At 69.5% G+C, this 25,089-nt stretch carries 19 protein-coding genes; 12 read left to right on the top strand and 7 right to left on the bottom strand.

All coding sequences use genetic code 11. The annotated features are described in order from the left end of the window. Nucleotides 1–48: 48 nt before the first annotated feature. Nucleotides 49–1,242: a GAF domain-containing SpoIIE family protein phosphatase gene (locus AB0B61_RS28150; RefSeq protein ID WP_358437694.1), complete on the bottom strand. Its 1,194-nt coding sequence runs from the start codon at nucleotides 1,240–1,242 to the stop codon at nucleotides 49–51. Nucleotides 1,243–1,713: 471 nt separating this feature from the next. Here AB0B61_RS28150 and AB0B61_RS28145 point away from each other — a divergent pair, with 471 nt between their 5' ends. Beyond that, the gene (locus AB0B61_RS28145; protein ID WP_358437691.1) at nucleotides 1,714–5,889 is read left to right on the top strand and encodes a HAMP domain-containing protein; all 4,176 of its coding nucleotides are present in this window, start codon (nucleotides 1,714–1,716) and stop codon (nucleotides 5,887–5,889) included. 3 nt (nucleotides 5,890–5,892) lie between these two features. Then, nucleotides 5,893–6,522: a response regulator gene (locus tag AB0B61_RS28140; RefSeq protein ID WP_358437688.1), complete on the top strand. Its 630-nt coding sequence runs from the start codon at nucleotides 5,893–5,895 to the stop codon at nucleotides 6,520–6,522. 166 nt (nucleotides 6,523–6,688) lie between these two features. Here the strand turns inward: AB0B61_RS28140 and AB0B61_RS28135 are convergent, their stop codons facing one another. Together AB0B61_RS28135 and AB0B61_RS28130 are read right to left on the bottom strand one after the other, a co-directional pair. After that, on the bottom strand, nucleotides 6,689–7,885 hold the full coding sequence (locus AB0B61_RS28135) for an NYN domain-containing protein (protein WP_358437844.1): 1,197 nt from the start codon (nucleotides 7,883–7,885) through the stop codon (nucleotides 6,689–6,691). Nucleotides 7,886–8,090: 205 nt separating this feature from the next. Further along, a complete protein-coding gene (locus AB0B61_RS28130) occupies nucleotides 8,091–11,384 on the bottom strand; it encodes a sigma-70 family RNA polymerase sigma factor (protein WP_358437686.1) in 3,294 nt (1,097 codons plus the stop codon). A 225-nt stretch (nucleotides 11,385–11,609) separates the two neighbouring features. Between AB0B61_RS28130 and pyrE the strand changes: the two genes are divergently transcribed. Then, nucleotides 11,610–12,143: an orotate phosphoribosyltransferase gene (pyrE, locus tag AB0B61_RS28125; protein WP_358437684.1), complete on the top strand. Its 534-nt coding sequence runs from the start codon at nucleotides 11,610–11,612 to the stop codon at nucleotides 12,141–12,143. Between the two features lie 18 nt (nucleotides 12,144–12,161). On the opposite strand, the gene AB0B61_RS28120 is transcribed toward pyrE, so the two are convergent. Then, entirely contained in the window at nucleotides 12,162–12,563 is a 402-nt protein-coding gene (locus tag AB0B61_RS28120) for a hypothetical protein (RefSeq protein ID WP_358437681.1), read from the bottom strand. 84 nt (nucleotides 12,564–12,647) lie between these two features. Next, nucleotides 12,648–13,340 (bottom strand): DedA family protein, encoded by a 693-nt coding sequence (locus AB0B61_RS28115; protein WP_358437678.1) that lies wholly within the window; start codon nucleotides 13,338–13,340, stop codon nucleotides 12,648–12,650. Between the two features lie 116 nt (nucleotides 13,341–13,456). Between AB0B61_RS28115 and fbaA the strand changes: the two genes are divergently transcribed. From fbaA to AB0B61_RS28100, 3 genes are all read left to right on the top strand, one after another. Next, nucleotides 13,457–14,479, top strand: coding sequence for a class II fructose-bisphosphate aldolase (gene fbaA, locus AB0B61_RS28110; RefSeq protein ID WP_358437675.1), 1,023 nt, complete (start codon nucleotides 13,457–13,459; stop codon nucleotides 14,477–14,479). Nucleotides 14,480–14,513: 34 nt separating this feature from the next. Beyond that, nucleotides 14,514–14,924: a DUF3151 domain-containing protein gene (locus tag AB0B61_RS28105; RefSeq protein WP_358437672.1), complete on the top strand. Its 411-nt coding sequence runs from the start codon at nucleotides 14,514–14,516 to the stop codon at nucleotides 14,922–14,924. Nucleotides 14,925–15,022: 98 nt separating this feature from the next. Continuing rightward, the gene (locus AB0B61_RS28100; protein WP_358437669.1) at nucleotides 15,023–16,306 is read left to right on the top strand and encodes an adenylosuccinate synthase; all 1,284 of its coding nucleotides are present in this window, start codon (nucleotides 15,023–15,025) and stop codon (nucleotides 16,304–16,306) included. Nucleotides 16,307–16,403: 97 nt separating this feature from the next. Here the strand turns inward: AB0B61_RS28100 and AB0B61_RS28095 are convergent, their stop codons facing one another. Continuing rightward, nucleotides 16,404–17,054, bottom strand: coding sequence for a GNAT family N-acetyltransferase (locus AB0B61_RS28095; RefSeq protein ID WP_358437666.1), 651 nt, complete (start codon nucleotides 17,052–17,054; stop codon nucleotides 16,404–16,406). A gap of 86 nt (nucleotides 17,055–17,140) precedes the next feature. Between AB0B61_RS28095 and AB0B61_RS28090 the strand changes: the two genes are divergently transcribed. Both AB0B61_RS28090 and AB0B61_RS28085 read left to right on the top strand, forming a co-directional pair. Then, the gene (locus AB0B61_RS28090; RefSeq protein WP_358437663.1) at nucleotides 17,141–17,557 is read left to right on the top strand and encodes a GNAT family N-acetyltransferase; all 417 of its coding nucleotides are present in this window, start codon (nucleotides 17,141–17,143) and stop codon (nucleotides 17,555–17,557) included. A gap of 71 nt (nucleotides 17,558–17,628) precedes the next feature. Continuing rightward, nucleotides 17,629–18,537, top strand: coding sequence for a glycerophosphodiester phosphodiesterase family protein (locus AB0B61_RS28085; protein ID WP_358437660.1), 909 nt, complete (start codon nucleotides 17,629–17,631; stop codon nucleotides 18,535–18,537). 19 nt (nucleotides 18,538–18,556) lie between these two features. Here the strand turns inward: AB0B61_RS28085 and corA are convergent, their stop codons facing one another. After that, nucleotides 18,557–19,666: a magnesium/cobalt transporter CorA gene (gene corA / locus AB0B61_RS28080; protein ID WP_358437657.1), complete on the bottom strand. Its 1,110-nt coding sequence runs from the start codon at nucleotides 19,664–19,666 to the stop codon at nucleotides 18,557–18,559. A gap of 372 nt (nucleotides 19,667–20,038) precedes the next feature. Here corA and purD point away from each other — a divergent pair, with 372 nt between their 5' ends. The 4 genes from purD (at nucleotide 20,039) to AB0B61_RS28060 (ending at nucleotide 24,927) form a co-directional block, all read left to right on the top strand. Further along, nucleotides 20,039–21,259 carry a phosphoribosylamine--glycine ligase gene (gene purD / locus AB0B61_RS28075; RefSeq protein WP_358437655.1) on the top strand — a complete coding sequence of 407 codons (1,221 nt, stop codon included), beginning with the start codon at nucleotides 20,039–20,041 and terminating at the stop codon, nucleotides 21,257–21,259. Next, entirely contained in the window at nucleotides 21,256–22,092 is an 837-nt protein-coding gene (locus tag AB0B61_RS28070) for a phosphoribosylaminoimidazolesuccinocarboxamide synthase (RefSeq protein ID WP_358437652.1), read from the top strand. Before purD ends, AB0B61_RS28070 begins: the two co-directional genes overlap by 4 nt. A gap of 78 nt (nucleotides 22,093–22,170) precedes the next feature. Next, nucleotides 22,171–23,436: a UDP-N-acetylglucosamine 1-carboxyvinyltransferase gene (murA, locus tag AB0B61_RS28065; protein ID WP_358437649.1), complete on the top strand. Its 1,266-nt coding sequence runs from the start codon at nucleotides 22,171–22,173 to the stop codon at nucleotides 23,434–23,436. Between the two features lie 201 nt (nucleotides 23,437–23,637). Continuing rightward, the gene (locus AB0B61_RS28060; RefSeq protein ID WP_358437647.1) at nucleotides 23,638–24,927 is read left to right on the top strand and encodes a GTP cyclohydrolase IIa; all 1,290 of its coding nucleotides are present in this window, start codon (nucleotides 23,638–23,640) and stop codon (nucleotides 24,925–24,927) included. Nucleotides 24,928–25,089: the final 162 nt, after the last annotated feature.

Here is a 25,089-nt window from a genome sequence, read left to right as displayed (position 1 = left end):
TCAGCGGGCGCGCCCATCAGGATCAGCGGGAGTGAAGGACAACGGGGGTCAGCGGGCGCGAAGGACCACGATCGCGAGGTCGTCCGCGCTCGGCTCCGTGGCGAAGTCGGCCGCCCCTCTGCGGATCCGCTCGGCCACCGCGCGGGCCGACAACCCGGCGCACTCGGCGAGCAGCTTGGCCAGCCCGCTGTCGTCGTCGAGCAGCCGCCCGCCTGAGCGCCGCTCGGTCACACCGTCGGTCACCGCCAGCAGCACGTCACCGTGGTCGAGGTGCAGCGTGTCGGCCTCGAAAACCACCTCGTGGAAGACCCCGAGCAGCGACTGCGGGGTCGTCACCGTCTCGACCACGCCGCTCGGCTTGAGGCGCAGCGCCTCGGGATGACCGGCCGACACCAGGCGTACCTCAAGACCGGTCGGCACCGGCGTGATGTCGCCGTGCAGCAGCGTGAGGAACCTGGCCCGCTCGCCCTCCTCCAAGATCGCCTGGTTGAGCCGGCCCAGCACCGCCGCCACGCCGTAGCCCTCGCGGGCGAGCAGGCGCAGGGTGTGGCGGGCCAGGCCCGTCACGGCGGCGGCCTCCGGGCCGGTGCCGCACACGTCGCCGATCGCGAACCGCCAGGTGTCGTCGCCGGCCTTGAACAGGTCGTAGAAGTCGCCCCCGACCTCGTTGGCCTCGCCGGCGGGCTCGTAGACCACGCCGTAGTCGAGACCGGGCACCTCGGGCTCGTTCGGCGGGAGCAGGCTGCGCTGGAGCGCCCGGTTGGCCGCGGCCTGCTGGGCGTACACGCGGGCGTTGTCAGTGGCCAGCGCGGCCCGCCTGGCGATGTCCTCGGCGAACTGGATGACCTCGTCGGGGAAGCGGTCGGGCCGGCCCAGGCACATCATGCCCAGGCCGCGGCCGCGCGCGGTCAGCGGGACCGCGAGCACCTGCGAGTCGGCCAGGTGGACGGTGGAGGTGACGTGCGCGTCGGAGATCATCGCGTCCATGTCGCCCAGTTGCTCGCGCAGCCCGTCGATCCTGGCCTCGTCGGCGTGCCAGAGATAGACCAGCCGCAGCGGTCCGACAGCGGAGTCAGAGGTGTAGACGGCACACCAGCTCGCCAGTCGCGGCACCACGATCTGGGCGATGATGGCCGGCACCATGTCGGGGTCGAGGGTGCCCGCGAGCAGGTCACTCGCGTCAGCCAGGAACCCCAGCCAATGTGGCCCCCTGGCGCTCTCCTCCAGCCATTCGGATGCCACTCTGTCCGTCGAGCCGGGTAGCGTGAGTCTTGCCCAATGGACACGAGAATCACCTGAGAAGGTGATTCCCCACTCCTCCACCCCCACAGACGGAGCCTTCGGGTCGCCCTGCGAGATGCTCCGCTGTCTCAACTCGACTTGCACGGCGTCGCCAAAATGCTTCCAGATGACTTCGAACGGCTCGTCAACCACCTGTTGTGCCAGGTCACCAGCGACCTGCTCGGCCAGATGCAGCACGCTGCCGACTGCCCACGCGGTCATCACCTCACGGGTGAACCTCATCGCAGCCGTCACAGCGGTGTCGCCGGGCGCGAACGTAGCGGCCAACACCGCATGGGGAGTACCAGTCATCGCATCGTGCCTACCACACTTCCTGCTGACTTGGGGTAAATCCAAGGACGGGACTATGAGCTACTCATCGTGACAGACTTGAATCACTCGCGGTGGCACCCCGGGAGTGAAGGAGGACCCATGACAACGGCCAAGGCCGCACTGAGCTCTGAGGAGAGGACTTACACCGAGTCGGACCTCGTCCCGATCCTGGAGACCCTTTTCTCCTGGCGGGACGGCGACTTTCGCCGCCGGGTCCCGCACGCCCCGGCCGGCATCCTCAGTGAGGTGCGGTTGCTGCTCAACGAAGTGGCCGACCGTCGCGAACATCTCGCCAACGAATTGGTGCGCGTCCGCAAGGAAGTTGTCAAGGAGGGTCGCTTCGGCGAGCGGTTGACGCCGGGGCCGGGAGTCGGCGCCTGGGCGGAGAGCGTCGAATCGGTCAACATGCTGATCGACGCCCTGGTGAGCCCGGTGAGCGGTGCCGCCGACGTGATCGACGCCGTGGCCAAGGGCGACCTGTCGCGGCGGATCGACCTCGACCGCTCGGCCCGCGGCGAGGTGCGCCGCCTGGGCAAGGCGATCAACGGCATGGTCGACCAGCTCGCGCTGTTCAACTCCGAGGTCACGCGGGTGGCCAGGGAGGCCGGCACCGAGGGCCGGCTGGGTGGCGGCGCCAACCTGCGCGGCATGTCCGGCAGCTGGCGCGACCTCACCGAGGCCGTCAACACGATGTCCTCCCGGGTGGCCGCGCAGGTGCGTGACATCGCGGTCGTGACCACCGCCGTGGCCAAGGGCGACCTGAGCCGCAAGGTGACGGTCGACGCCGTGGGCGAGATGTTCGAGCTCAAGAACACCGTCAACACGATGGTGGACCAGCTGTCCGGCTTCGCCGAGGAGGTCACGCGAGTCGCCCGCGAGGTCGGCACACAGGGCCAGCTCGGCGGCCAGGCCCGGGTGTCGGGCGTGTCGGGCGTCTGGAAGGACCTCACCGACAACGTCAACTTCATGGCCAACAACCTCACCAGCCAGGTACGCAGCATCGCGACCGTGGCCACGGCGGTGGCCCAGGGCAACCTGTCGAAGAAGATCACGGTCGACGCCGAGGGCGAGATCCTCCAGCTCAAGGACACCCTCAACACGATGGTCGACCAGCTGTCGTCCTTCGCCGACGAGGTGACCCGCGTGGCGCGCGAGGTCGGCACCGAGGGCAAGCTGGGCGGGCGCGCCGAGGTGAAGGGCGTGTCGGGCGTCTGGAAGGACCTCACCGACAACGTCAACTCGATGGCCAACAACCTCACCTATCAGGTACGCAACATCGCCCAGGTGACGACGGCCGTGGCCAACGGCGACCTGACCCGCAAGATCGACGTGGACGCCCAGGGCGAGATCCTGGAGCTCAAGTCGACCATGAACACGATGGTCGAGCAGCTGTCCTCGTTCGCCTCCGAGGTGACCCGAGTCGCCCGCGAGGTCGGCACCGAGGGGCAGCTGGGCGGCCAGGCACAGGTACGCGGCGTCTCCGGGGTCTGGAAGGACCTCACCGAGAACGTCAACTCCATGGCCAACAACCTGACCTCCCAGGTGCGCCAGATCGCGGCGGTCTCGTCCGCGGTGGCCCAGGGCAACCTGTCGAAGAAGATCACCGTTGACGCGCAGGGCGAGATCCTCCAGCTCAAGGACACCCTCAACACGATGGTCGACCAGCTGTCGTCCTTCGCCGACGAGGTGACCCGCGTGGCGCGCGAGGTCGGCACGCAGGGCGAGCTCGGCGGCCAGGCCCGGGTGCAGGGCGTGTCCGGCGTCTGGAAGGACCTCACCGACAACGTCAACTTCATGGCCAACAACCTGACCTACCAGGTGCGCAACATCGCCGAGGTGACCACCGCGGTCGCCAACGGCGACCTGACCCGCAAGATCGACGTGGACGCCCAGGGCGAGATCCTGGCGCTCAAGACCACCATCAACCGGATGGTCGACCAGCTGTCCTCGTTCGCCTCCGAGGTGACCCGAGTCGCCCGCGAGGTGGGCTCGGAAGGCCAGCTCGGCGGTCAGGCGCGGGTCGAGGGCGTGGAGGGCACCTGGAAGCGGCTCACCGAGAGCGTCAACGAGCTGGCCGGCAACCTGACCACCCAGGTACGCGCGATCGCCACCGTGACCAGCGCCGTGGCCAGAGGCGACCTGACCCGCTCGATCGCCGTCGAGGCGCAGGGCGAGCTGGCGGAGCTCAAGGACAACATCAACTCGATGGTGGCCAACCTCCGCGAGACCACCCAGGCCAACCAGGAACAGGACTGGCTCAAGTCCAACCTGGCCCGCATCTCCCGGCTCATGCAGGGCCACCGCGACCTGTTCGAGGTGGCCAAGCTGACGATGAGCGAGCTGACGCCGCTGGTGTCGGCCCGCTACGGCGCCTTCTACGGCGTCGATCCCGAGGGCGAGCACGAGCTGCTGCTGATCGGCGGCTACGGCGTACGCCCCGACCGCGGCCCGCGCCAGCGCTTCGCGGTCGGCGAGGGCATCGTCGGCCAGGCCGCGGCCCAGGGCAGGCACATCGTCCTCGACGACGTGCCGCCGCGGTTCATCACCATCGACAGCGGTCTCAGCCAGTCGACGCCCGCGCAGATCGTCGTACTCCCGATCCTGTTCGAGAACCGCGTCCTGGGCGTGCTGGAGCTGGCCTCCTTCACCCCGTTCGGCGAGGTGCACCTCGACTTCCTGACCCAGCTCGTCGAGACCATCGGCGTCACGATGAACACCATCATCGCCAACTCGCGCACCGAAGACCTGCTGACGGAGTCGCAGCGGCTCACCCGCGAGCTGCAGGAGCGCTCCGACGAGCTGCAGCGCCAGCAGGAGGAGCTGCGCAGGTCCAACGCCGAGCTCGAGGACAAGGCGGCGCTGCTGGCCAAGCAGAACCGCGCCATCGAGATCCAGAACTTCCAGATCGAGCAGGCCCGTCGCACGCTGGAGGAGCGCGCCGAGCAGTTGGCCGTGTCCTCGCGCTACAAGTCCGAGTTCCTCGCGAACATGTCCCACGAGCTGCGCACACCGCTCAACAGCCTGCTCGTGCTGGCCAAGCTGCTGACCGAGAACGCCGAGGGCAACCTGACCTCGCAGCAGGTCGAGTTCGCCAGGACGATCCACGGCGCGGGCTCCGCGCTGCTCCAGCTGATCAACGACATGCTCGACCTGTCCAAGGTCGAGGCCGGCCGGATGGACATCCATCCGATCCAGGTGTCGCTGCCGAAGATGGTCGACCTCCTGGAGGCGGCGTTCGCGCCGCTGGCCCAGGACAAGGGGCTGGCGTTCGCCGTCGAGGTGGACAGCGACGTGCCGCAGGAGCTGCGCGCCGACGAGCAGCGCCTGCAGCAGGTGCTACGCAACCTGCTGTCCAACGCGGTGAAGTTCACCCCGAAGGGTGAGGTGAAGCTGCGGGTCACGCCGGTGCCCGCGGGGGTCCAGTTCGACGACGACACCCTGCACGGCGCCTACGACCTGCTGGCCTTCCAGGTGATCGACACCGGCATCGGCATCGCGCCCGACAAGCGCGAGGTCATCTTCGAGGCGTTCCGGCAGGCCGACGGCACCACCAGCCGCAAGTACGGCGGCACCGGGCTGGGCCTGTCGATCTGCCGCAAGATCGCCAGACTGCTCGGCGGTGAGATCCACGTCGACAGCGAACTGGGCAAGGGGAGCACGTTCACCCTTTACCTGCCGGCCTCCTACACCGGCCCGCTGGCCGAGACCGACAGCGACGCCGTGGTCGAGCGCAGGCAACTGCTCGCCGTGCCGGTCGAGGAGACGGCGGCCGCGCTGCACGAGCCGCCGATGCCGCTCGACCTGCCGCTGCCCGAGCTGATCGAGCCGCCCGCCGAGAGCAGCCAGTGGCACGGCGACGACCCGCTCAACGGCGCGAAGATCCTCATCGTCGACGACGACATCCGCAACGTGTTCGCCCTCACCAGCGTCCTCGAACGGCATGGCTCCACGGTCGTCTACGCTGAAAACGGTCGGGAAGGAATCGAACAGCTCGAACGGAACGAGGACGTCGCTCTCGTGCTGATGGACATCATGATGCCGGAGATGGACGGCTGGGCCACGACCTCGGCCATCAGGCGCATGCCGCAGTTCGCCGATCTCCCGATCATCGCGTTGACCGCCAAGGTCATGCGGGGCGATCGCGAGAAGAGCATCGCCTCGGGCGCGTCCGACTACGTACCCAAGCCCGTTGACGTCGACCGGCTGCTCGAACGGCTGCGCGGTTGGCTCGGCCGAGGGCGGTCCACCGGCGAATCCACCGCCGAAGGGGCGTGATCCATGCCGGATCGTGCCAAGATCCTCCTGGTCGACGACCGCGAGGAGAATCTGATCGCCCTTGAGGCGATCCTCAGCTCGCTCGACCTGGTGCCCGTACGCGCCAGGTCCGGCGAAGAGGCGCTCAAGGCGCTGCTCAACACCGAGTTCGCGCTCATCCTGCTCGACGTGCGCATGCCCGGCATGGACGGGTTCGAGACGGCCGCCCACATCAAGCGGCGGGAGCGGACCCGCAACATCCCGATCATCTTCCTGACGGTGGTCGACAGCGCGCCCGACTACGCCTTCCGCGGCTACGCGGCGGGCGCGGTCGACTACCTGACCAAGCCGTTCGACCCGTGGGTGCTGCGGGCCAAGGTGTCGGTGTTCACCGAGCTGTACAACATGAACAAACGGCTGGCCGAGCAGGCGTCGATGCTGCGCGAGCGGCTGAGCGGCGAGCTGCCGCCGGGTGCTGGTGACCAGGCGGCGATCCTGCCCGAGCTGTCGCGGCGATTGACGGCGGCGGAGGACGAGCTGAGCAGGGTGCGGGAGCTGGCCAACAAGTCGCACGACCCGACGCTGTCCGTCCCGCTCGCCGACCTCGCCGAACGACTGGCCCATCTGCGCTCCGGCTTCGACGCCCTGTCGTAAGCCGCCGCGCCGTCCCCTAGCCGGTAGCCGTCCCTTGCCGGGGGCGTCTCTAGACCAAGCCCCGAGGCGCTGAGATCGTTCTCAGAGGCCCGCTGACGTCTGGACGTCAGCGGCCTGACCTCTGAACGTCGGAGGCCGAGAGGCACCGGCCTCAGGGCGCGTCAGGCTAATGCCTGGCGCGCTCCAAGGCATCCCAGAAGCCGCGGCGCAGCGCGTGGCGTACCTCGTCGTGCAGCAGGAAGTCGATCGGCAGGGACGACCCCTGGAGCAGGCGGGCCTCCAGGTCGGAGGGCATCCGCGGCTTGCGCGCGAGCACGGCCTCCAGCCACAGGGCCGGCGCGTCGCGGGCAACGGACTCGCCGAAGTCGTGCCCCTCCCGATGGGCGGCCTTGACGGCGTCGGACAGCGTGGTGGCTCCCGCCGTGGCGGCTGAGGGCTGCTGGGAGACCGGCGCGGGCTGCGGGCCGGTGTAGGCGCCGAGCTGCGAGGGCTGGTAGGTCCCGTTGGACTGCGGCGGCGGAGGCTGGTAGGTCCCGTTGGACTGCGACGCGAACTGCCCGGTCGTCGGCGCCTGCGGCTGCTGCGGAATGGGCCCGGTCACCGGGGCGGCCGACGGCGTCGGATCGGGCTGGTAGTTGGCGTAGCTGGGCGGCGGCTGCTGCTGGCCACGCCCCGCCGACGGCATCATGCCGTTGGTGCCGGCCTGGCTCGCCCTGTCGGCGGCGTGGCTGCCTCCGCTCGGCTGGGCGGGCGGCAGCTCCCGCTGCGCGTGGCCGGCGTGACCGTTGCTGACCGGCTGGTGGTGTCCGTTGGACGCCTCGATGGCGCCGGTCACCATGTTGACGTAGGGGCGCATGTGGACGCCGCCCAGCTCGATGAGGTCGTCGCTCTCCTGCATGAGCGTACGGGAGACCGCCCAGCTGCCGTCTACGGCGATGTGCACCACGGTCACCCGGATGCCGAGGTCCTGCGCGTCGCTGACGACCTGGGCGAGGTCCTCGTCACCGCTGACCACGACGGCGTCGCAGATGGCGCTGTTGCGGGCGAGCGTCATCAGGTCGCGGTGCACCTGGGCGTCGACGCCTTCGCGCCGGCCGGGGCGGATGCGGGAGAGACGGAGCTTGAGGCCGGGGATGTCGGCGAGCACGTCGTGCTCCGGTGTGCGGCGGCCTTCGACGGTCGCCTCGTACCAGTAGCACCGGAGCATCGGCAGGCCGGTGCGCTCGCGCGAGAGGTTTGACAGGAGCTGCAAGAGCCCTGGATAGTCCCAGGCCACGGCTTCACGATGGCGGGTGCCATGCACGGCCATCGCGCCGTCGGCCAGCAGATAGCCAGCGTCCACGAACAGCGCGCAGCGATCCACTGACACGGCCCCTTTCCTGGTGGTCCGACCTAGCAGACTGTGCACCGTCAGAGCCGGACTCGCGGGCGGCCCTCTCTCAGGGTAATGAAAGCGGGTGATCGCGCGAGGTTAATCCCGACGATTCGCCCCTGCCCTGACCATACGCCGGTGCATTCGGGCTGACCGTACCAATATGTCGGACTTTGGTCACTATCGTGCACGTACGTCACGACCGTGCACGCACGCTGACGGCGGCGATCGCGAACAACACCACATCCTTCCGCGTATCGATGGCCAGCGCCGGGTCATGGCCGAGTTCGGCGCCGAACGTGTCGACGTCGACACCGAACGTCATCCCTTTGGCACCGTTGGACGAGCCGTCGAAGACGTTGTCCGCGTCATGGTCACCTCCCGCTGGGGTGAGCGGCCCCGACCCCAGAGAGAGCCGGTCACCATCGAGATCGGCATCACCTCCCCAGGCCACCACCTCGATCCGAGCAGGCACCAACCCACCCGACGGCACCCGCCTGGGCGAGCCCCCAGAGGCCGAGCCCCCACCTGGGATCCGCGCACGCACGGCCGCAGGAGCCATGCCGTCCCGCAGACCTCGCACGCGCACGGCCGCAGGAGCCACGCTCTCTCGCAGGTGTCGGGGGCCTCGCGGGTCTCGCGGGCCTCGGGCGGGGACGGCGGCGGGGACCAGGCCGTCCAACGGGATCCGGGTCTGACCTGCCTCGCCGCCGACGACGGTCGGGGTGTCGAGCACTACGGCGTGGCTGTACGGCTCGGACGGGTCGGTCGCGATCACCACCAGGCTCCATCCGGCATGCTGCGCGACCCCTTCCCCCATCGGCGGGTCGGCCGCCCACCACATGCCTTCCTGCCTGACGCTCCCGACCAACCCGGTCACGTCGGCGAACGCCTGGTAGGCGGGCCCAGAGGGCAGCTCGCGGACCGTCACCTGCTCGGGCTTGATGAACAGGTAACGCCGCCGACCCGGCGGCCGCAGCCTGATCAGCCCCGTGTTCTCCCCACTGGCCGACCAATAGAGGCCCGCCCACACGACCCGACCACCCGGAGGCAATCGCAGCGTGGCACCGCTGGAGGCGTAGGTGTCCGGCGCCCTGTCCTCGTCGACGACCGCCATGGGCCACAACTCGTCGTCACGCCTGTCGCCCTCCCGCCGCCGCGCCTCCTCGCAGCCGTCGTCCTCCAGCGGGCAGCTCAGGAGCGAGTTGCCGACCGCCCTGACCGTCACCTTGCCGTCGGTGGCGAACCTGGCAGGCATGCCCTCCCGCCGTACCCCGGCCGCCGACCGCGCCCCGACCCGCAGCGAGCCGGACGTGATCCGTACGGCGAGCCCGTCACCCTCAGGCGCCTGAGAAGCCACCTGGACGCGCAGGAAGACGGCAGTGCGACGGCGCGCCTCAAGCGGCCCCCTGGCGCACACGGCGCCCTGCCCGGCCGGACGACACGCCCAGCCATCCACGGTCCCAACGGGCGTAACCACCGCGACACCGTGCCCATAGCCACCCGGCCGAATCGGCATCCCATCCGCCGCGACACCGTGGCCATAGCCACTCCGCTGGATCGACATCCCGTCCGTCACGGCACCGTGTCCGTAGCCACCGGGTTGGCTCGACATCCCACCCGCTGCGACACCGGGACCGTAACCACTCCGCTGGATCGGTGCGGTGCCGTGGTCGGAGCCGCGTGGCCGGGTCAGGGTTACGCCCGCTGCGGCGCCATGACGGTAATCGCCCGATGGGATCAGCGTGACGCCTGCGGGTAGGTCCACGGTGGCCGTGAGTTCGGCGGTCGGGGCGTTGCCCGAGTTGCGGAGTCGAAGTCCGATGATGCCGGGCTGGTCGCGGACCAGCGCGCCGAGCACGCCGATCGTGGCGTGCAAGCGCGCCCGGTGTCCCCTCGTTCCCGACGGGGTGGCTGGTCGCCCAGGAGGAACCCGAGTGGGCTTGTCGGCCGGCCGTACGGGCGGCGGCCCGGCTGACGCGACGGGCTTGGCGACCGGTCTCGGCATCGGCTCCTCGGCCGAGACCAGCGTGAACGCGGCGGCGGCCGCGACAGCCGCAGCCGTACCGCCCGCCACCGCCGCCTGTGCGTACGTGGGCACGCGTCCAACCCAATCGAACGCGTGCCCAGGCACCCGCCCAACCCAGGCGAACACGTGCCTGGGCACATCCCGAACCCAGCCGAGCGCGTGCCTGGGCACATCCCGAACCCAGCCGAGCGCGTGCCTGGGCATGCGCCGAACCCAGCCGAGCACGTATCCAGGCACGCGCCAGAACTGGCCGAGCACGGACCTGGGCACCCGGCCCACCTGACCGTGCACCTGCCCGGACGGCCGCCACACCCAGCCGTACACGCGCTCCGGCGCCCGCCGCACCCGACCAAGCACGTACGCGGGCACGCGCCGCACCCGTCCAGACGCCCGTTCAGACGCCCGCCCGGACGCCCGCTCAGACCCAGACATCCGCCCCGACAACTGCCCAGACCTCGGCCCGGACACGGGCCCAGACGCCTGCCACACCCTGCCGAACAACCGCCCAGGTGCCCGCCCCAGCCGGCCCAGTGCGCGCGGAAAGCCCTCCGGGTCTTCGCTCGGGGTCCTCTCCTTGGCCAGTGCCGCCGCGTACCCGGCGAAGACCGGCCCGGTGATCAGTGGTCCGATGATGACGCGCAGGCCCCGGCTCACGTCCGTCAGTTCCAGCAGGACCGCGCGGCATTCGGGGCAGCCGCTCACGTGCTCGTCCACCGCCTTGACGTCCCGCCTGGCCAGCACGCCCCGGACGTAGCGGCTCATCCTGCCCAGCGCCAGCCGGCACGTGTGGGGCAGCGGCGCGGCCAGGTGCGTTTGCAGGTACGCCTGCCGTAGGCCCGCGAGGGCTCGGCGGGCGAGGTCGGTGACGCCGTTGGCTGATAGGCCCAGCAGCGGCGCCACGTCGGCGGGTGGGGAGTGTTCGGCCTCGGTGTGCCAGAGCACCGCCCGCCACCGCTCGGGCAGCGACAGGAACGCCTTGGCGATCAGCGACCGTTCGAGGCCGATGAGCGCCGGGTCGATGAAGGGCACACCGGGATCGGGCGACTCGCTCCCGGCCATGGCCGCCTGGCGCTCAGTCCCGCCCATGGCCTCCTGACGCTCGGACCCGTCCGTGAGCGCCTGGCGCTCGGTCCCGCCCGTGGTCAGCTGGCGCTTGGGGCCGCCCATGGGTATCTGGCCGTCGGCCACCCGCGTACGGTCGCAGACGGTGCGTCGCACGGCCGTCAGCAGGTACGTCCTGAAGCCCGCCGAAGGGCCGCCGCCACGGCCGACGAGGTCGAGGATCTTGGTGAACGACTCGGCGACCACGTCGTCGGCCTCGGCCTCACCCCTGACGAGCTGGCGGGCCAGGGAGCGCGCGGCGGCCACGTGGCGGTCGTGGAGCTCGCGATAGGCGGTGGCGTCGCCGGCTCTTACCGCGTGGAGAAGATCCGCATCGCTCTGCGGCGATTCTGCACTCATAGTGACCTCACGATTACCCAGAGTTTACCTCCGAGCATTCCGCAGCCACCGTCCCGGCTAAACCGAAGGATCGGGTTTACCTTCCGCCGGCGCTCCCGAAGCTTCCGACAGTGCTCCCGGATTTTCAGACAGTGCTCCCGGACCTTCCGGCAGCGCTCCCAGCCGGCCGTACCCCGGCCGTACGCGGGCCGCCTGGACATACGCGGGGACCCTAAGCTGGGACGCATGACAGACCGCGACAACCTGCTGGCCGAGATCAAGAAGAAGGCCGTCGTGCACGGCAAGGTCATGCTCTCCTCGGGTCAGGAGGCCGACTTCTACCTGGACCTGCGCCGGATCACGCTCGACGGGGTGGCCGCGCCCCTGGTCGGCAGGGTGATGCTCGACCTGACCAAGGATCTGGAGTACGACGCCGTGGGCGGGCTGACATTGGGCGCCGATCCCGTCGCGACCGCGATGATGCACGCCGCCGCGGCGCAGGGGCGGCCGCTCGACGCGTTCGTGGTGCGCAAGGCACAGAAGGCGCACGGCATGCAGCGCAGGATCGAGGGCCCGGAGGTCAAGGGTCGTCGCGTGCTGGCCGTCGAGGACACCTCCACGACCGGCGCCTCCCCGCTGACGGCCGTCGAGGCGTTGCGCGAGGCGGGCGCGGAGGTGGTCGCCGTGGCCACGATCGTCGAGCGGGGCGCGGCGCCCCGGATGGCTGAGGAGGGGCTCGACTACCGTTCCGCGTTCACACTCCAGGACCTCGGGCTGTAAACACCTACCGCTCCGCGTTCACGCTCCACGACCTCGGACGGTGAACGCCTCCCGCGCGCCGGCCTTGCCCTGCGCGCGGGGCTTGCCGTTCTCGGTCACGATGACCGTGGCGGCGTCGCTGAGCACCACGTCGAGCTCGGGTTCGAAGTAGCTGACCTCTTCACCCCTGCTCATGTCGCGATATTGCAGTACATCGCCGCCCGGTACGCGGACCGTGACGAGGGGGCAGGTGTCCGCCACGCACTCGATGCGGACGGTCGGCACCTGGGCGCTGGCCTGCGGCTGAGCCGCGACCTTCCCGCGTTCGGGCTGCTGCTGGCGCGTGTCGAGCGAGGTGAGCAGCGCACGACCGCCGACGACCAGGAGCGTCACCACGGCCAGCGCCGCCAGAACGGCGAGCGCGAGGCGGGCGAGGCCCATCGGATCTGACCTGTGGCGTCCCACAAGGGGGAGCGTACTCGTAGGCGCGGTCGATCTCGATCACTAACGGATTGCCAGTGTGGATCAGCGCACGCGGTGGTGCTTGCCGTTGGGCTCCGGCAGTTGCTTGCCGGCCCTGCGGGACTTCACGACCTCGACGATGATCGGGATCAGCGAGATGAGCACGATGAGGAAGACGCCGGGCAGGATGTACTTGTCGATCTTGGTCGGATCGACCTGGCTGCCGAGGAAGTGGCCGATCAGCAGCATGCTCTCGACCCACAGCACGCCGCCGACCACGTTCCATATGAAGAACGTGCGGGCCGGCATCTCCAGGACGCCGGCCACCGGATTGAGGAACGTGCGGACGATCGGCACGAAGCGGGCGATGATCACCGCTCTGGCCGGGCCGAACTTCACGAAGAAGTGCTCGGCCTTCTCCACGTACTCCCTCTTGAACAGCCGTGAGTCCGGCCGGTCGAAGAGTCTCCTGCCGATCTTGACCCCTATGAGGTGGCCGAGCTGGGCGCCCGCCACCGCGCACAGCGGCGTGACGATCAGCAGCACGGGGAAGGACAGCGGCTCGATGCCAATCCCCTTCGCCGCGGCGGCGGAGCTGAAAATGCCCGCGGCGACGAGCAGCGAGTCACCGGGCAGGAAGAACCCGATGAGCAAGCCCGTCTCGGCGAAGATGATCGCCAGGACGCCGACGGTCGCGAAGGCGCCGAGCATCGTCAGCCACCACGTCGGGTCCAGGAGGTTGGAAAGCCAGTCCACGGGGTGAGCCTACCTTGGCGCGAACGGCCTCGGCCGCCGCGCGTTGTCTCTACCACGCGGGGTAGCGGACCGGGATACTGGGCTGCGCGAAGCCGTACTTCTCAGGGAGATGAAGCATGCCTATAGCAACCCCAGAGGTCTATGCCGAGATGCTCGACCGCGCGAAGGCGGGCGGATTCGCCTATCCGGCGATCAACGTGACCTCTTCCCAGACGCTCAACGCCGCGCTCCGCGGCTTCGCCGAGGCCGGGAGCGACGGCATCGTGCAGGTGTCGACGGGCGGCGCGGAGTTCCTGTCCGGCGCCACGGTCAAGGACATGGTGATCGGCGCGACGGCGCTGGCCGAGTACGCCAGGGTGATCGCCGCCAAATATCCGGTGACGGTCGCGCTGCACACCGACCACTGCCCCAAGGACAAGCTCGACGGCTTCATGCGGCCGTTGATCGACATCTCGCTGGAGCGGGTCTCCAAGGGTCTTGACCCGCTCTTCCAGTCGCACATGTGGGACGGCTCGGCCGTACCCCTGGAGGAGAACCTGGAGATCGCCAAGGAGCTCATCGACAAGTGCCACCGCGCCAACATCATCATGGAGATGGAGATCGGCGTCGTCGGCGGCGAGGAGGACGGCGTCGTCGGCGAGATGAACGAGAAGCTCTACACCACGACCGAGGACGCGCTGGCCACGGCCGAGGCCGTGGGTCTCGGTGAGAAGGGCCGCTACCTGCTGGCCGCCACGTTCGGCAACGTGCACGGCGTCTACAAGCCGGGGCACGTCAAGCTGCGGCCCAGCGTGCTGAAGGAGATCCAGGACGCCGTCGGCGCCAAGTACGGCAAGGACAAACCGTTCGATCTGGTCTTCCACGGCGGTTCTGGGTCGGCGATGGAGGAGATCCACGAGGCGATCTCCTACGGCGTGGTCAAGATGAACGTCGACACCGACACCCAATACGCCTTCACCAGGCCGATCGCGGACCACATGTTCCGCAACTACGACGGCGTCCTCAAGGTCGACGGCGACGTCGGCAGCAAGAAGGCCTACGACCCGCGCGCCTACGGCAAGGCGGCCGAGGCCGGGATGGCGGCGCGCGTCGTCGAGGCGTGTGAGCACCTCAAATCCGCTGGGACGAAGATCTCCTAGCCACTTCGGCGGCTCGGCGGGTATGACTTGTCCTATGGATAACCTTCTCGCCGGGCCGCCCCCGACTCAACTGCCGGACCTGCCCGAGGCCAGGGAGGCGCTGGAAGCCGGCGCCAAGGCCGCCGACGTGGCGGCCCGTTTCCCCGCCTACCCGGCGGCTTGGGCCACGCTCGCGGAGGAGTACTTCGCGCAGGGCCACGCCGTCACCTCCTACGCTTTCGCGCGCACCGGCTACCACCGCGGGCTCGACCAGCTCCGCCGGAGCGGCTGGAAGGGGCACGGTCCCATCCCCTGGGAGCACGAGCCGAACCGCGGCTTCCTGCGCTGCCTCTACTCGCTCTCCAGGGCCGCCCAGGCGATCGGCGAGAAGGACGAGGCCGAACGATGCTTGCAGTTCCTCAGGGACAGCAGTGAGGACGCCTACGACGCGCTGGCCAAGAACTAGCACTTGGGACGAATAGGCCGACTCGGGTAGTCTCTCTACGCAAGAGCCCCTGTCGCACTTGCGCCAGGGGTTTCGTTTTGTGCTCGGGAGACTGAACCATGCCGGCTGCCGTTCTCGTTGGTGCCCAATGGGGCGATGAGGGCAAGGGCAAGGCCACCGACCTGCTCGGTGGCGACGTCGATTACGTCGTCCGCTACCAGGGTGGCAACAACGCGGGTCACACCGTGGTCATCGGTGACCAGAAATACGCACTGCACCTTCTGCCCACCGGAATCCTGTCGCCGCACGTCGTGCCGGTGATCGGCAACGGGGTCGTGATCGACCCCGGGGTCCTGCTCAGCGAGATAGACGGGCTGGCCGCGCGCGGCATCTCCGCCGAGCGCCTGCTGATCTCCGCCGACGCGCACTTGATCATGCCCCACCACAAGGCGCTCGACAAGGTGACCGAGCGCTACCTGGGCAAGGCCAAGATCGGCACGACGGGCCGGGGCATCGGCCCCGCCTACGGCGACAAGATCTACCGGATGGGCGTACGCGTCCAGGACCTGCTCGACCCCGGCATCCTGGCCAAGAAGATCGAGGTCGCGCTGACCGAGAAGAACCAGGTGCTCACCAAGGTCTACAACCGGCGCGGCATCGAGGCCGAGGCCGTCGTGGAGGAGTACCTCGGCTACGCCGAACGCCTCAAGCCGCACATCGCCGACACCTCACTGGTGCTGAGCCGGGCGCTGGACGAGGACAAGTTCGTGCTGCTGGAGGGTGGTCAGGGCACGCTGCTCGACATCGACCACGGCACCTACCCGTTCGTCACCTCCTCCTCGCCGACGGCCGGTGGCGCCTGCGCCGGGTCCGGCATCCCGCCGATGCGGCTCACGAAGGTGATCGGCATCCTCAAGGCGTACACCACCCGCGTCGGTTCCGGCCCGTTCCCCACGGAGCTCGAGGACGAGATGGGCGAGTGGCTGCGCCAGACCGGCGGCGAGTACGGCGTGACCACCGGCCGCAACCGGCGCTGCGGCTGGTTCGACGCGGTCATCGCCCGCTACGCGACCAGGATCAACGGGGTCACCGACTTCTTCCTCACCAAGCTCGACGTCCTGTCCGGGCTGGAGCGGATCCCGGTGTGCGTCGCCTATGACGTCGACGGCACGCGGCACGACGAGATCCCGATGACGCAGACGGACTTCCACCACGCCAAGCCGGTGTACGAGGAGTTCCCCGGCTGGCAGGAGGACATCACCGGCGCCAAGACCTTCGACGACCTGCCGCCCAACGCGCAGTCGTACGTGCGGGCGCTGGAGGAGATGAGCGGCGCGCCGATCTCCGCGATCGGCGTCGGCCCCGGCCGCGACCAGACGCTGGTGATCCGCCCGCTCGTCTGATCCGCCCGGTTCACGGGTACGGCCGGGTCCGCGTCGCCGGCCGTACCCGAACGACCGTAAAAGCCCCCAGGACCTCAGCCGCCGCCCCAGGAGCCCGTCAGGAGGCCGCCAGGACGGCGGCGGTCATCGGGGTGCGGGTCGTCCAGCCGATGCTCCGGTAGAGGGCCTGACCGGCGGGCGTGGCCACCAGGATGCCCGTCCTGGCGCCACGCGAGGCGGCTGTGTCGGCCAGGGCCGTCATGACCACCCGGCCCAGACCGCGACGGCGGTGGTTCGGGGCGGTCTCGACCTGGTCCACGACCGCGGTACGCCCGGTGACCGCGATCTGCCCCCGGGCCGCGATCTCGCCCGCCGCCGTGAGCAGGCGGGCCACGGTCACGTCCGACCGGGTGGTGACGGCCAGCGTGTAGCCGTCGGGAGCCTCAACCCGGCCCCGCGCCAGCGGCCCCGTCATCATGAACTCCGGCTCGTCGATCGACCACGCCGGCGTGAGCCAGGGGACGACCGCCTCCGCGGGAGCGCAGAGCTTGAGCCAGGTGCCCGGCGTGCTGATCGTCTCGGCCAGCAGCCGCAGGTCGCCGGGGGTGGGCGCGGGCAGCACGTGGCGGGCGACGTGGCCGGGCCGGCCGACGTCCACTCGCAGGCCCCATGGCTCCCGTACGGGCTGCGGGGCGCTGCGCGAGACCACCCAGCCGTCGACCCAGGCCTGGACGATTTCCGGCCGGACCGTTTCGAGTGCCTCCGTCATGACCGCCAGCTTATTGCCACAGAGTCGCATTTATCGACCTAATAAATGCCGTGCGTGGCGCGGCGACCTGCGCTTACTCTCCGGTCATGGACATCCGTCGCGCCACCCGGCCCGAGGACGTCGAGGCGGCCGGCCACCTCTTCGACTCCGCTCCCCTGCCGGAGGCCACCGCGAGGTTCCTGGCGGACGAGCGCCACCACCTGCTCATCGCGTATGTGGACGAGACGCCCGCCGGGATGATCACCGGGGTCGAGACCACCCACCCCGACAAGGGGACCGAGATGTTCCTCTATGAGCTCGGCGTGGACGAGTCCTTCCGTGGCCGGGGCATCGGTGGGTCGCTGGTCGCGGCCCTGGAACGGCTCGCTCGCGAGCGCGGCTGCCATGGCATGTGGGTGACCACCGATGAGGGCAACGAGGCGGCCCAGGCCACGTACAGCGGCGCGGGCGGGGTGCCTGAGAAGGACCAGGTTGTCTATGTGTGGACGTTCAGCCAGGAATAGCCATACACACCACAAAAAGGGCGCGGCGTGGCACGTCGTGCTCGTGGCGCGCGGCAGGTAGTGTCCCCGGTGTGCGCGTTGAGATTCACGGTCATCGGGGAGCGAGGGGCCTCTGGCCCGAGAACACTCTTCCGGGGCTGAGCCGCACGATGGAGCTCGGGGTGCACGCGCTCGAGTTCGACGTCGCGCTCACCGCCGATCGGCGCCTCGTGTTGACCCACGACCTCACGGTCTCGGCCGTGACCAGTGCCGACACGCGGCCGGTCGCGAAGGACGACCCCCACTTCCCCTATGTCGGCAAGCCGATCAACTCGCTTGGGCTGGCGCAGCTGCGCATGCTCGACGTGGGTGTGCGGCTGCCCCGGCACGCCGACGACCCCTTCGCGCTGACGCAGCGGCCGATGCCGGAGACCCGGATGCCCACGCTGGGCGCGGTGCTCGGGCTGGTCAACGCCTACGAGGCCGAGGACGTACGGCTGCACGTCGAGCTCAAGTCCGACCCGACCAGGCCGGAGCTGACGGCCGATCCCGAGCTGTTCACCGAGATGGTGCTCGAGGAGTTCGACCGGCACGGCAGGCTGGACAACGCGGCGATACTCAGCTTCGACTGGCGGATCATCGGCCACGCCGCCCGGCTGGCGCCGGGCACGCGGCGCTTCGCGCTGATCGAGCTCGACACCCTGCACTGGAACGGCCCGCTGGGCGACGACATCCCGGCCGCCGCCCGCGAGGCGGGGGCCACGACGCTGTCGCCCGAGCACGTGATGGTCGATGAGGACCTGATGGCCCAGGTGGCCGCGGCGGGGCTGGACGTGGCGGTCTGGACCGTCAATGACAAGGCGCTGGCGGCCCGGATGCTGGACCTGGGGGTGGCGGGGATCGTCACCGACTATCCCGACCGGATGCGCGAGCTGTGGCGGGAGCGCGGGCTGGGACTGCCCGGCCCCGTCGGACCGCTCAAGCGGCCCGTCGGGGTTTGATGCCCAGGCGGCACAAGGTCTAGAGCCAGCCGTTGCGGCGGAAGCCGCGGTGCAGCAGGACGCAGGCCGTGATCATCACACCGAGCACCGCCGGATAGCCCCACACCTGGTTGGTCTCCGGCATGAAGTCGAAGTTCATGCCGTAGATCCCGGCGATCATCGTGGGCACCGCCAGGATGGCCACCCAGGACGAGATCTTGCGCATGTCCTCGTTGGCCAGGGCGTTCGAGCGGGCCAGCGCCGCCTGCAGGATCGAGCTGCACAGCTCGTTCGACGACTCGACCTGCTCGCACACGCGGGAGAGGTGGTCGCCGACGTCGCGGAAGTATTCGCGCATCTCCGACGGGATCACCCGGCGCTGCGGCAGCGCGGCCAGCGGGGCCTGGAGCGGCGTGACGGCCCGCTTCAGCTCCAGCATCTCCCGCTTGAGCTGGTAGATGCGGTTGATGTCGCGGGAGCTGACGTCGGCGAAGACGGTCGCCTCGACCTCTTCGAGTTCGAGCTGCATGAGGTCGGCGACCTGGAGGTAGCGGTCGACGACGTGGTCGGCGATGGCGTGCAGCACGCCCGCCGGTCCGCGGTCCATGAGCTCGGGCTTGTCCTCGAGCCGCTCGCGCACCTCGGTGAGGGGACAGTGCCGGCCGTGGCGTACGGTCACCACGAAGTCGACGCCGAGGAACACCATGATCTCGCCCGTGGCGATGATCTCGCTGGTGGCGGTCAGCTCGTCGTGGTCCAGGTAGGCGATGGACTTGAGCACCATGAACAGGGAGTCGCCGTAGCGCTCGACCTTGGGGCGCTGGTGGGCCTTGACCGCGTCCTCGACGGACAGCGGGTGCAGGCCGAACACGCCGGCCAGCCACTCGACCTCGGGGGCGGCGGGCTCGTGCAGGCCGACCCAGACGAACGCCTTGGCGCCGTCGGAGCGGCTGTTGTGCTCGCGGACCAGCTCGAGCGACTCCTCGATGCCCGGGGCGGCGACCTTCCGGCCCTTGATGTAGGCGCCGAACTCGACGATGGAGTCAACGGGAGGCACGCAGATCTCACGTACCGGCTTGGTGAGCTGGCGCGAGACGTGCTGCTGTACGGGGTGACGGGTGGTGCGACGGAAAAGCGTAGACGTGCGCATGGCAGTCCCTTTCCGCCCGACCTGGCACGCTCCACGCGCGACGAAAAGTCACCTCAATCAACGAAAGTACGTGGAGGCACGATCAGGCTGCCGGATTGGAGTGGTCGGGGGCATACAGGGTGTACGTGAGTGAGCACGTACTGCTGGGATCACCAGGTTTCATCCCGGACCACCTCCAATCACAAGAGATGCCATAAAGCCGCCCTAAGCTACCACAGGCGGATGGACCCGACTGACGATACTCCCCGAGGCATCCTCAGAGCAGGTAGAACTCCACAAAGATTCCCGCCTATTCCCACATTTCGAGTGCCCAGCCCCTCCTGTCGCGGGTGCGCCGGGGAGCCGCCGGGCCGTCCCTGCCACAATGGGGCGGTGCGCGTTCTAGTCATCGGCTCCGGCGGGCGTGAACACGCCCTGTGCCGCTCACTCATGCTCGATCCCCAGGTCACCGAGCTCCACAGCGCCCCCGGCAACGCGGGCATGGAGGAGATCTCGGCCCCGCATCCGGTCACGGCCACCGATCCCGCCCAGGTGACCGAGCTGGCCCTACGACTCGGCGCCGACCTGGTGGTGGTGGGCCCCGAGGCGCCCTTGGTGGCGGGCGTGGCCGACGCGGTGCGCGCCGCGGGCATCGCCTGCTTCGGCCCGTCGAGCCAGGCGGCGATGATCGAGGGCTCCAAGGCGTTCGCCAAGGAGATCATGACGGCCGCCGACGTTCCCACGGCCAGGGCGCGGGCCTGCGTCACGCCCGAGGAGGCCGCTCAGGCCCTCGACGAGTTCGGCGCCCCGTACGTGGTCAAGGACGACGGGCTGGCCGCCGGCAAGGGCGTGGTCGTCACCGGCGACCGGGAGCAGGCGCTCGCGCACGCGGCGGCGTGCGAGCGGGTGGTGATCGAGGAGTTCCTCGACGGGCCCGAGGTCTCGCTGTTCGCGCTCTGCGACGGCAAGACGGCCGTGCCGCTGCAGCCCGCCCAGGACTTCAAGCGCGCCTACGACGGCGACGAAGGCCCCAACACCGGCGGCATGGGCTCCTACACGCCGCTCACCTGGGCTCCCGAAGGGCTCACCGAGCAGGTCATGCGCGAGGTCGTCCAGCCGACGATCGACGAGCTGGCCCGGCGCGGCCACCCGTTCCAGGGCGTCCTGTACGTGGGCCTGGCCCTGACCGCCAAGGGGCCGAAGGTGATCGAGTTCAACGCCCGCTTCGGCGACCCGGAGACCCAGGTGGTGCTCGACCGCCTGGAGACCCCGCTGGCCGGGCTGCTGGCGGCCTGCGCCACCGGGCGGCTGAGCGAGCATCCGGCGCCGGTGTTCCGCGCCGGGTCGGCGGTCGCCGTGGTCGTCGCGGCCGAGAACTACCCCGACGCCCCGGTCAAGGGCGACGTCATCGAGGGGCTCGACCCCATCGGCGGCGCCTACGTCCTCCACGCCGGCACGAAGCGGGTCGACGGCCAGGTGCTGTCGGACGGCGGGCGGGTGCTCAACGTGGTCGGCACCGGCCCCGACCAGGAGACGGCCCGCCGCAACGCCTACGAGCTGGTCTCTCGCGTACGGTTGCGCGGCTCGCACCACAGGACGGACATCGCCCGATGAAGCACCTGCACTCCGGCAAGATCCGCGATCTCTACCAGACCGACGACGGACAGCTGCTGATGGTCGCCTCCGACCGGATCTCGGCCTTCGACTACGTGCTCGAGAGCGAGATCCCCGACAAGGGGGCGATCCTCACGCAGATGTCGCTGTGGTGGTTCGAGCAGCTCGCCGACCTGGTGCCCCATCACCTCATCGGGCCGGGGCCCGACTCCCGCAGCGTGCTGTGCCGGCCGCTGACGATGGTGCCCGTCGAGTGCGTGGCCCGCGGCTACCTGACCGGCTCGGGCCTGGTCGACTACCGGCGCGAAGGGGCGGTCTCGGGGATCGAGCTGCCGGCGGGCCTCGAAGACGGGTCCCGGCTGCCCGAGCCGATCTTCACGCCCTCGACGAAGGCCCCGGTCGGTGAGCACGACGAGCCGATCTCCTTCGAGCGGGTCGTCGGCGACGTGGGCGCGGAGACGGCCGAGGAGCTGCGCCGGATCACGCTCGCCGTCTACACGCGCGGCGCCGAGATCGCCCGCGAGCGGGGCATCATCCTGGCCGACACCAAGATCGAGCTGGGTCGTGACGCCGACGGGGTGCTCACTCTGGGGGACGAGGTCCTGACGCCCGACTCATCACGATTCTGGCCGCTTGACCAGTGGCAGCCGGGACGCTCCCAAGCGTCATTTGATAAGCAATATGTAAGGGATTGGTTGTTGTCGCCCGAATCGGGATGGGACAAAAGCTCCGGAACTCCCCCACCTCGCCTTCCTGACAAGGTTGTGGAACAGACCAGACAGCGTTATCTGGAAGCCTACGAGCGCATCACCGGAGCTCCCTTTAGGGGATGATTCGGCTGGGGCAGCAGTGGTTAGCGGCTACTCTTGGCCCGGTCCAGCTCAGACCGAGACCTCCGAGGAGCCGCACGAATGGTCCGTTACCGCGTGCGCGGTGGCAACCCACTGCGTGGAACCGCCTTCATCCAGGGCGCGAAGAACGCCGTGCTGCCCATGATCGGTGCGGCTCTGCTTGCCCCCAAAGGCCGCACCGTTCTGCGCAACGTACCGATCATCGAGGACGTGCGGCGGGCGGTGGAGCTGGCCGAGGCCATCGGCGCGTACGTCGAGCTGCACGAGGCCGAGCGCACCCTGGTGATCGACGCCTCCCGGCTCACCAGCGCGGTGCTGCCCGCCGACATCGCCAGGCGCTTCCGCGGCTCGGTCCTGTTCACGCCCGCCCTGCTGCACCGGCTGGGCGAGGCGATCGTGGAGGGGGTCGGCGGCTGCAATCTCGGCAGTCGCAACCTCGACTTCCATTACCTGGGCTACAAGCGGCTGGGCGCGATCGTCGACGAGGGCGAGACGGTCATCCATGTGAAGGCGTCGGGCCTGACGGGCGCGACCCTCTACCTCGACACCCCCTCGCACACCGGCACCGAGAACCTCATCATGGCCGCCGCCCTGGCCAAGGGCGTCACCGTGATCGAGAACGCGGCGCTGGAGCCCGAGGTGCTCGACGTCATCGACATGCTCACCAAGATGGGCGCGCGGATCAGCGGCGGCGGCACCGGCTTCATCACCGTCGAGGGCGTCGACGAGCTGCAGGCCGTGGAGCACACCGTGATGCCGGACCGGCTCGACGCCGGTGTGTTCGCGATGGGCGCGGCGATCACCGGCGGCGACCTCAGCCTCGTGGGCACCGGCCTCGACCTGGGCGTCGTCCGCTACAAGCTGGAGCAGATGGGCGTCGACTTCGCCCGGCCAGGCGCGGTTCTTCACGTACGGTGCGAGCGGCCGCTACGGCCGATCAACATCATCACCGACACCTACCCGGGCTTCGCCACCGACCTCCAGTCGCCGATGATGACGGTCGCCGCCCTGGCCGACGGCACCAGCTACATCCACGAGCGCATCTTCGACGGCCGCTTCGCGCTGGCCGGCGAGCTGAACAAGATGGGCGCCGACGTGGAGGTCGAGGGCAGCAGGGCCATCGTCAGGGGCGCCACCCCGCTGAAGGGCACCCGGGTGACGGCGCACGACCTGCGTTCCGGAATCGCGCTGGTGCTGGCCGGACTGGCCGCCGAAGGCGAGACCGTCATCGAGTCCGGATACCTCATCGACCGCGGGCACGCGCATCTCGCCGAGCGAATGCGGGCACTGGGGGCGGACATTACACAAGAGATTTCCGACCGCTAAAAAGCGTTAGGAATACCTCGTTGAGCTGCTGATATACCTTCACAGCGAGTCAACCAGAACGACTTTCCGGAAAAGTCGGGCGTGACATTATGGTCCCCGCGAGCGATCGTTCCAAAAGAGAGCACTGCAACAGACAGCAGGATGGGACGAACATTGGTCGAGAGGGCCGAAGAAACTCCCCGAGTGTCACGCCCGGGTGCCATGACACCGGACCTCACCATTGGTGTGGTCGGACCCCACGATCTGGTCGAGCGGGTCATGCTGATGGGGCACGCTGCTGCGCCACTTCCGTGCCGCCTGGTGGCGGCCGCCTACCGCGATGAGCAGGAGGCGCCCGACAAAGTGACGCGGCTCGGGCCCGGCGTGGACGCATGCCTGTTCGCCAGCCCGGTCCCCTACGACCTGGCCAGGCGCTCGGGTGTGCTGACGATGCCCGCGACCTACGTGCAACTCGGCGGGGCGGCGCTGGTCGCCGCGCTGGCCAAGGCGGCGTTGGATTCGCGCATCGATCCGCAGCGGGTGAGCATCGACGTGGTGGCCAGGGCAGACGTCGAGGAGGCGTACACAGACCTCGGGATTACCGCAACGGATGTCCACAGCCGCGACGAGCCGGGCGCCACCGGCACGATCGCGGCTTACCACGAGCGCCTGGCCCGCCAGGGATCCACCACGGGCGCGCTCACGTGCCTGCCGGCGGTCGCCGAACGCCTCCAGGCGTCCGGTGTCCCGGTCATCAGGATCAGGCCGACCTCCGCGGCCGTGCGCACCGCGCTGCACACCGCAGCGCTGCTCGGTGCGCACCACCGGCTGGAGGAGTCACAGCTGACCGTGGTGCTGGTCGAGGTGCCGACGCTACGCGAGCCGGTACGCCGCGCCGCGCCGCGTTACTGGCGCGACGAGCTCCGGCTGTCGCTGCACCGGCTGCTGGTCCAGGAGGCGAACCGCATCAACGCCACCGTCTGGCCGATCGACGATCACAGCTATCTGGTCACCGCGACCAGGGGCTCGATCGCCGCCGCGACCGACGGGTTCAGGGTGCTGCCGTTCGCCGCCAGGATCCGCGACGAGCTGGGGCTGGCGGTCGAGGTCGGGGTGGGCATGGGACGCACCACCCACGACGCGGAGTCGCACGCGCGGGCGGCTCTGGCGCGTACACAGGCCGGTAAACAGGCCCAGGGCTTCGCCGTGGACCGGGAGGGCCGAGCGCTCATCCCGGCGCCGCGGATGCCCCCTCAGGGCTCCACCGCGCTCAAGCCCAAGGGCGTGGAGGTGCTGGCCCGGCTCGCCGCCAAGCTGGAGGGCGGCGACACCGTGGTTGACGCGGAGGGCGCGGGGAAGATGCTCGGGGTGACGCCGCGTACGGCTCGGCGGTTGCTGCGCACGTTGGTCGACGAGGGACTCGCGTGGCCGCTGCCGCCCAACCGTACGCCTCAGCCTGGCCGGCCGCGCCAGCTCTACCGCCTCATCGTGGAGAAGCTCGGGCCTCGCTGATCGCGCCCAGGTACGGGTCCGCCGTCCCCCCTTCCCCTTTCCTGGGGCGGCGGGCCCCCTGCCTCTTCTGCCGGGTGTGTTTTTGGTCATGTGAACTAGTGATTGGCCGCGTCCGAAGAGGGTATGTATTGCGTCGCCCCCGATCGACGGGATTCGGACGGG

The sequence above is a fragment of the Nonomuraea sp. NPDC049158 genome (assembly GCF_040648335.1).
Lineage (GTDB): Bacteria > Actinomycetota > Actinomycetes > Streptosporangiales > Streptosporangiaceae > Nonomuraea.
This window is presented reverse-complemented; position numbering and strand designations above follow the sequence as displayed.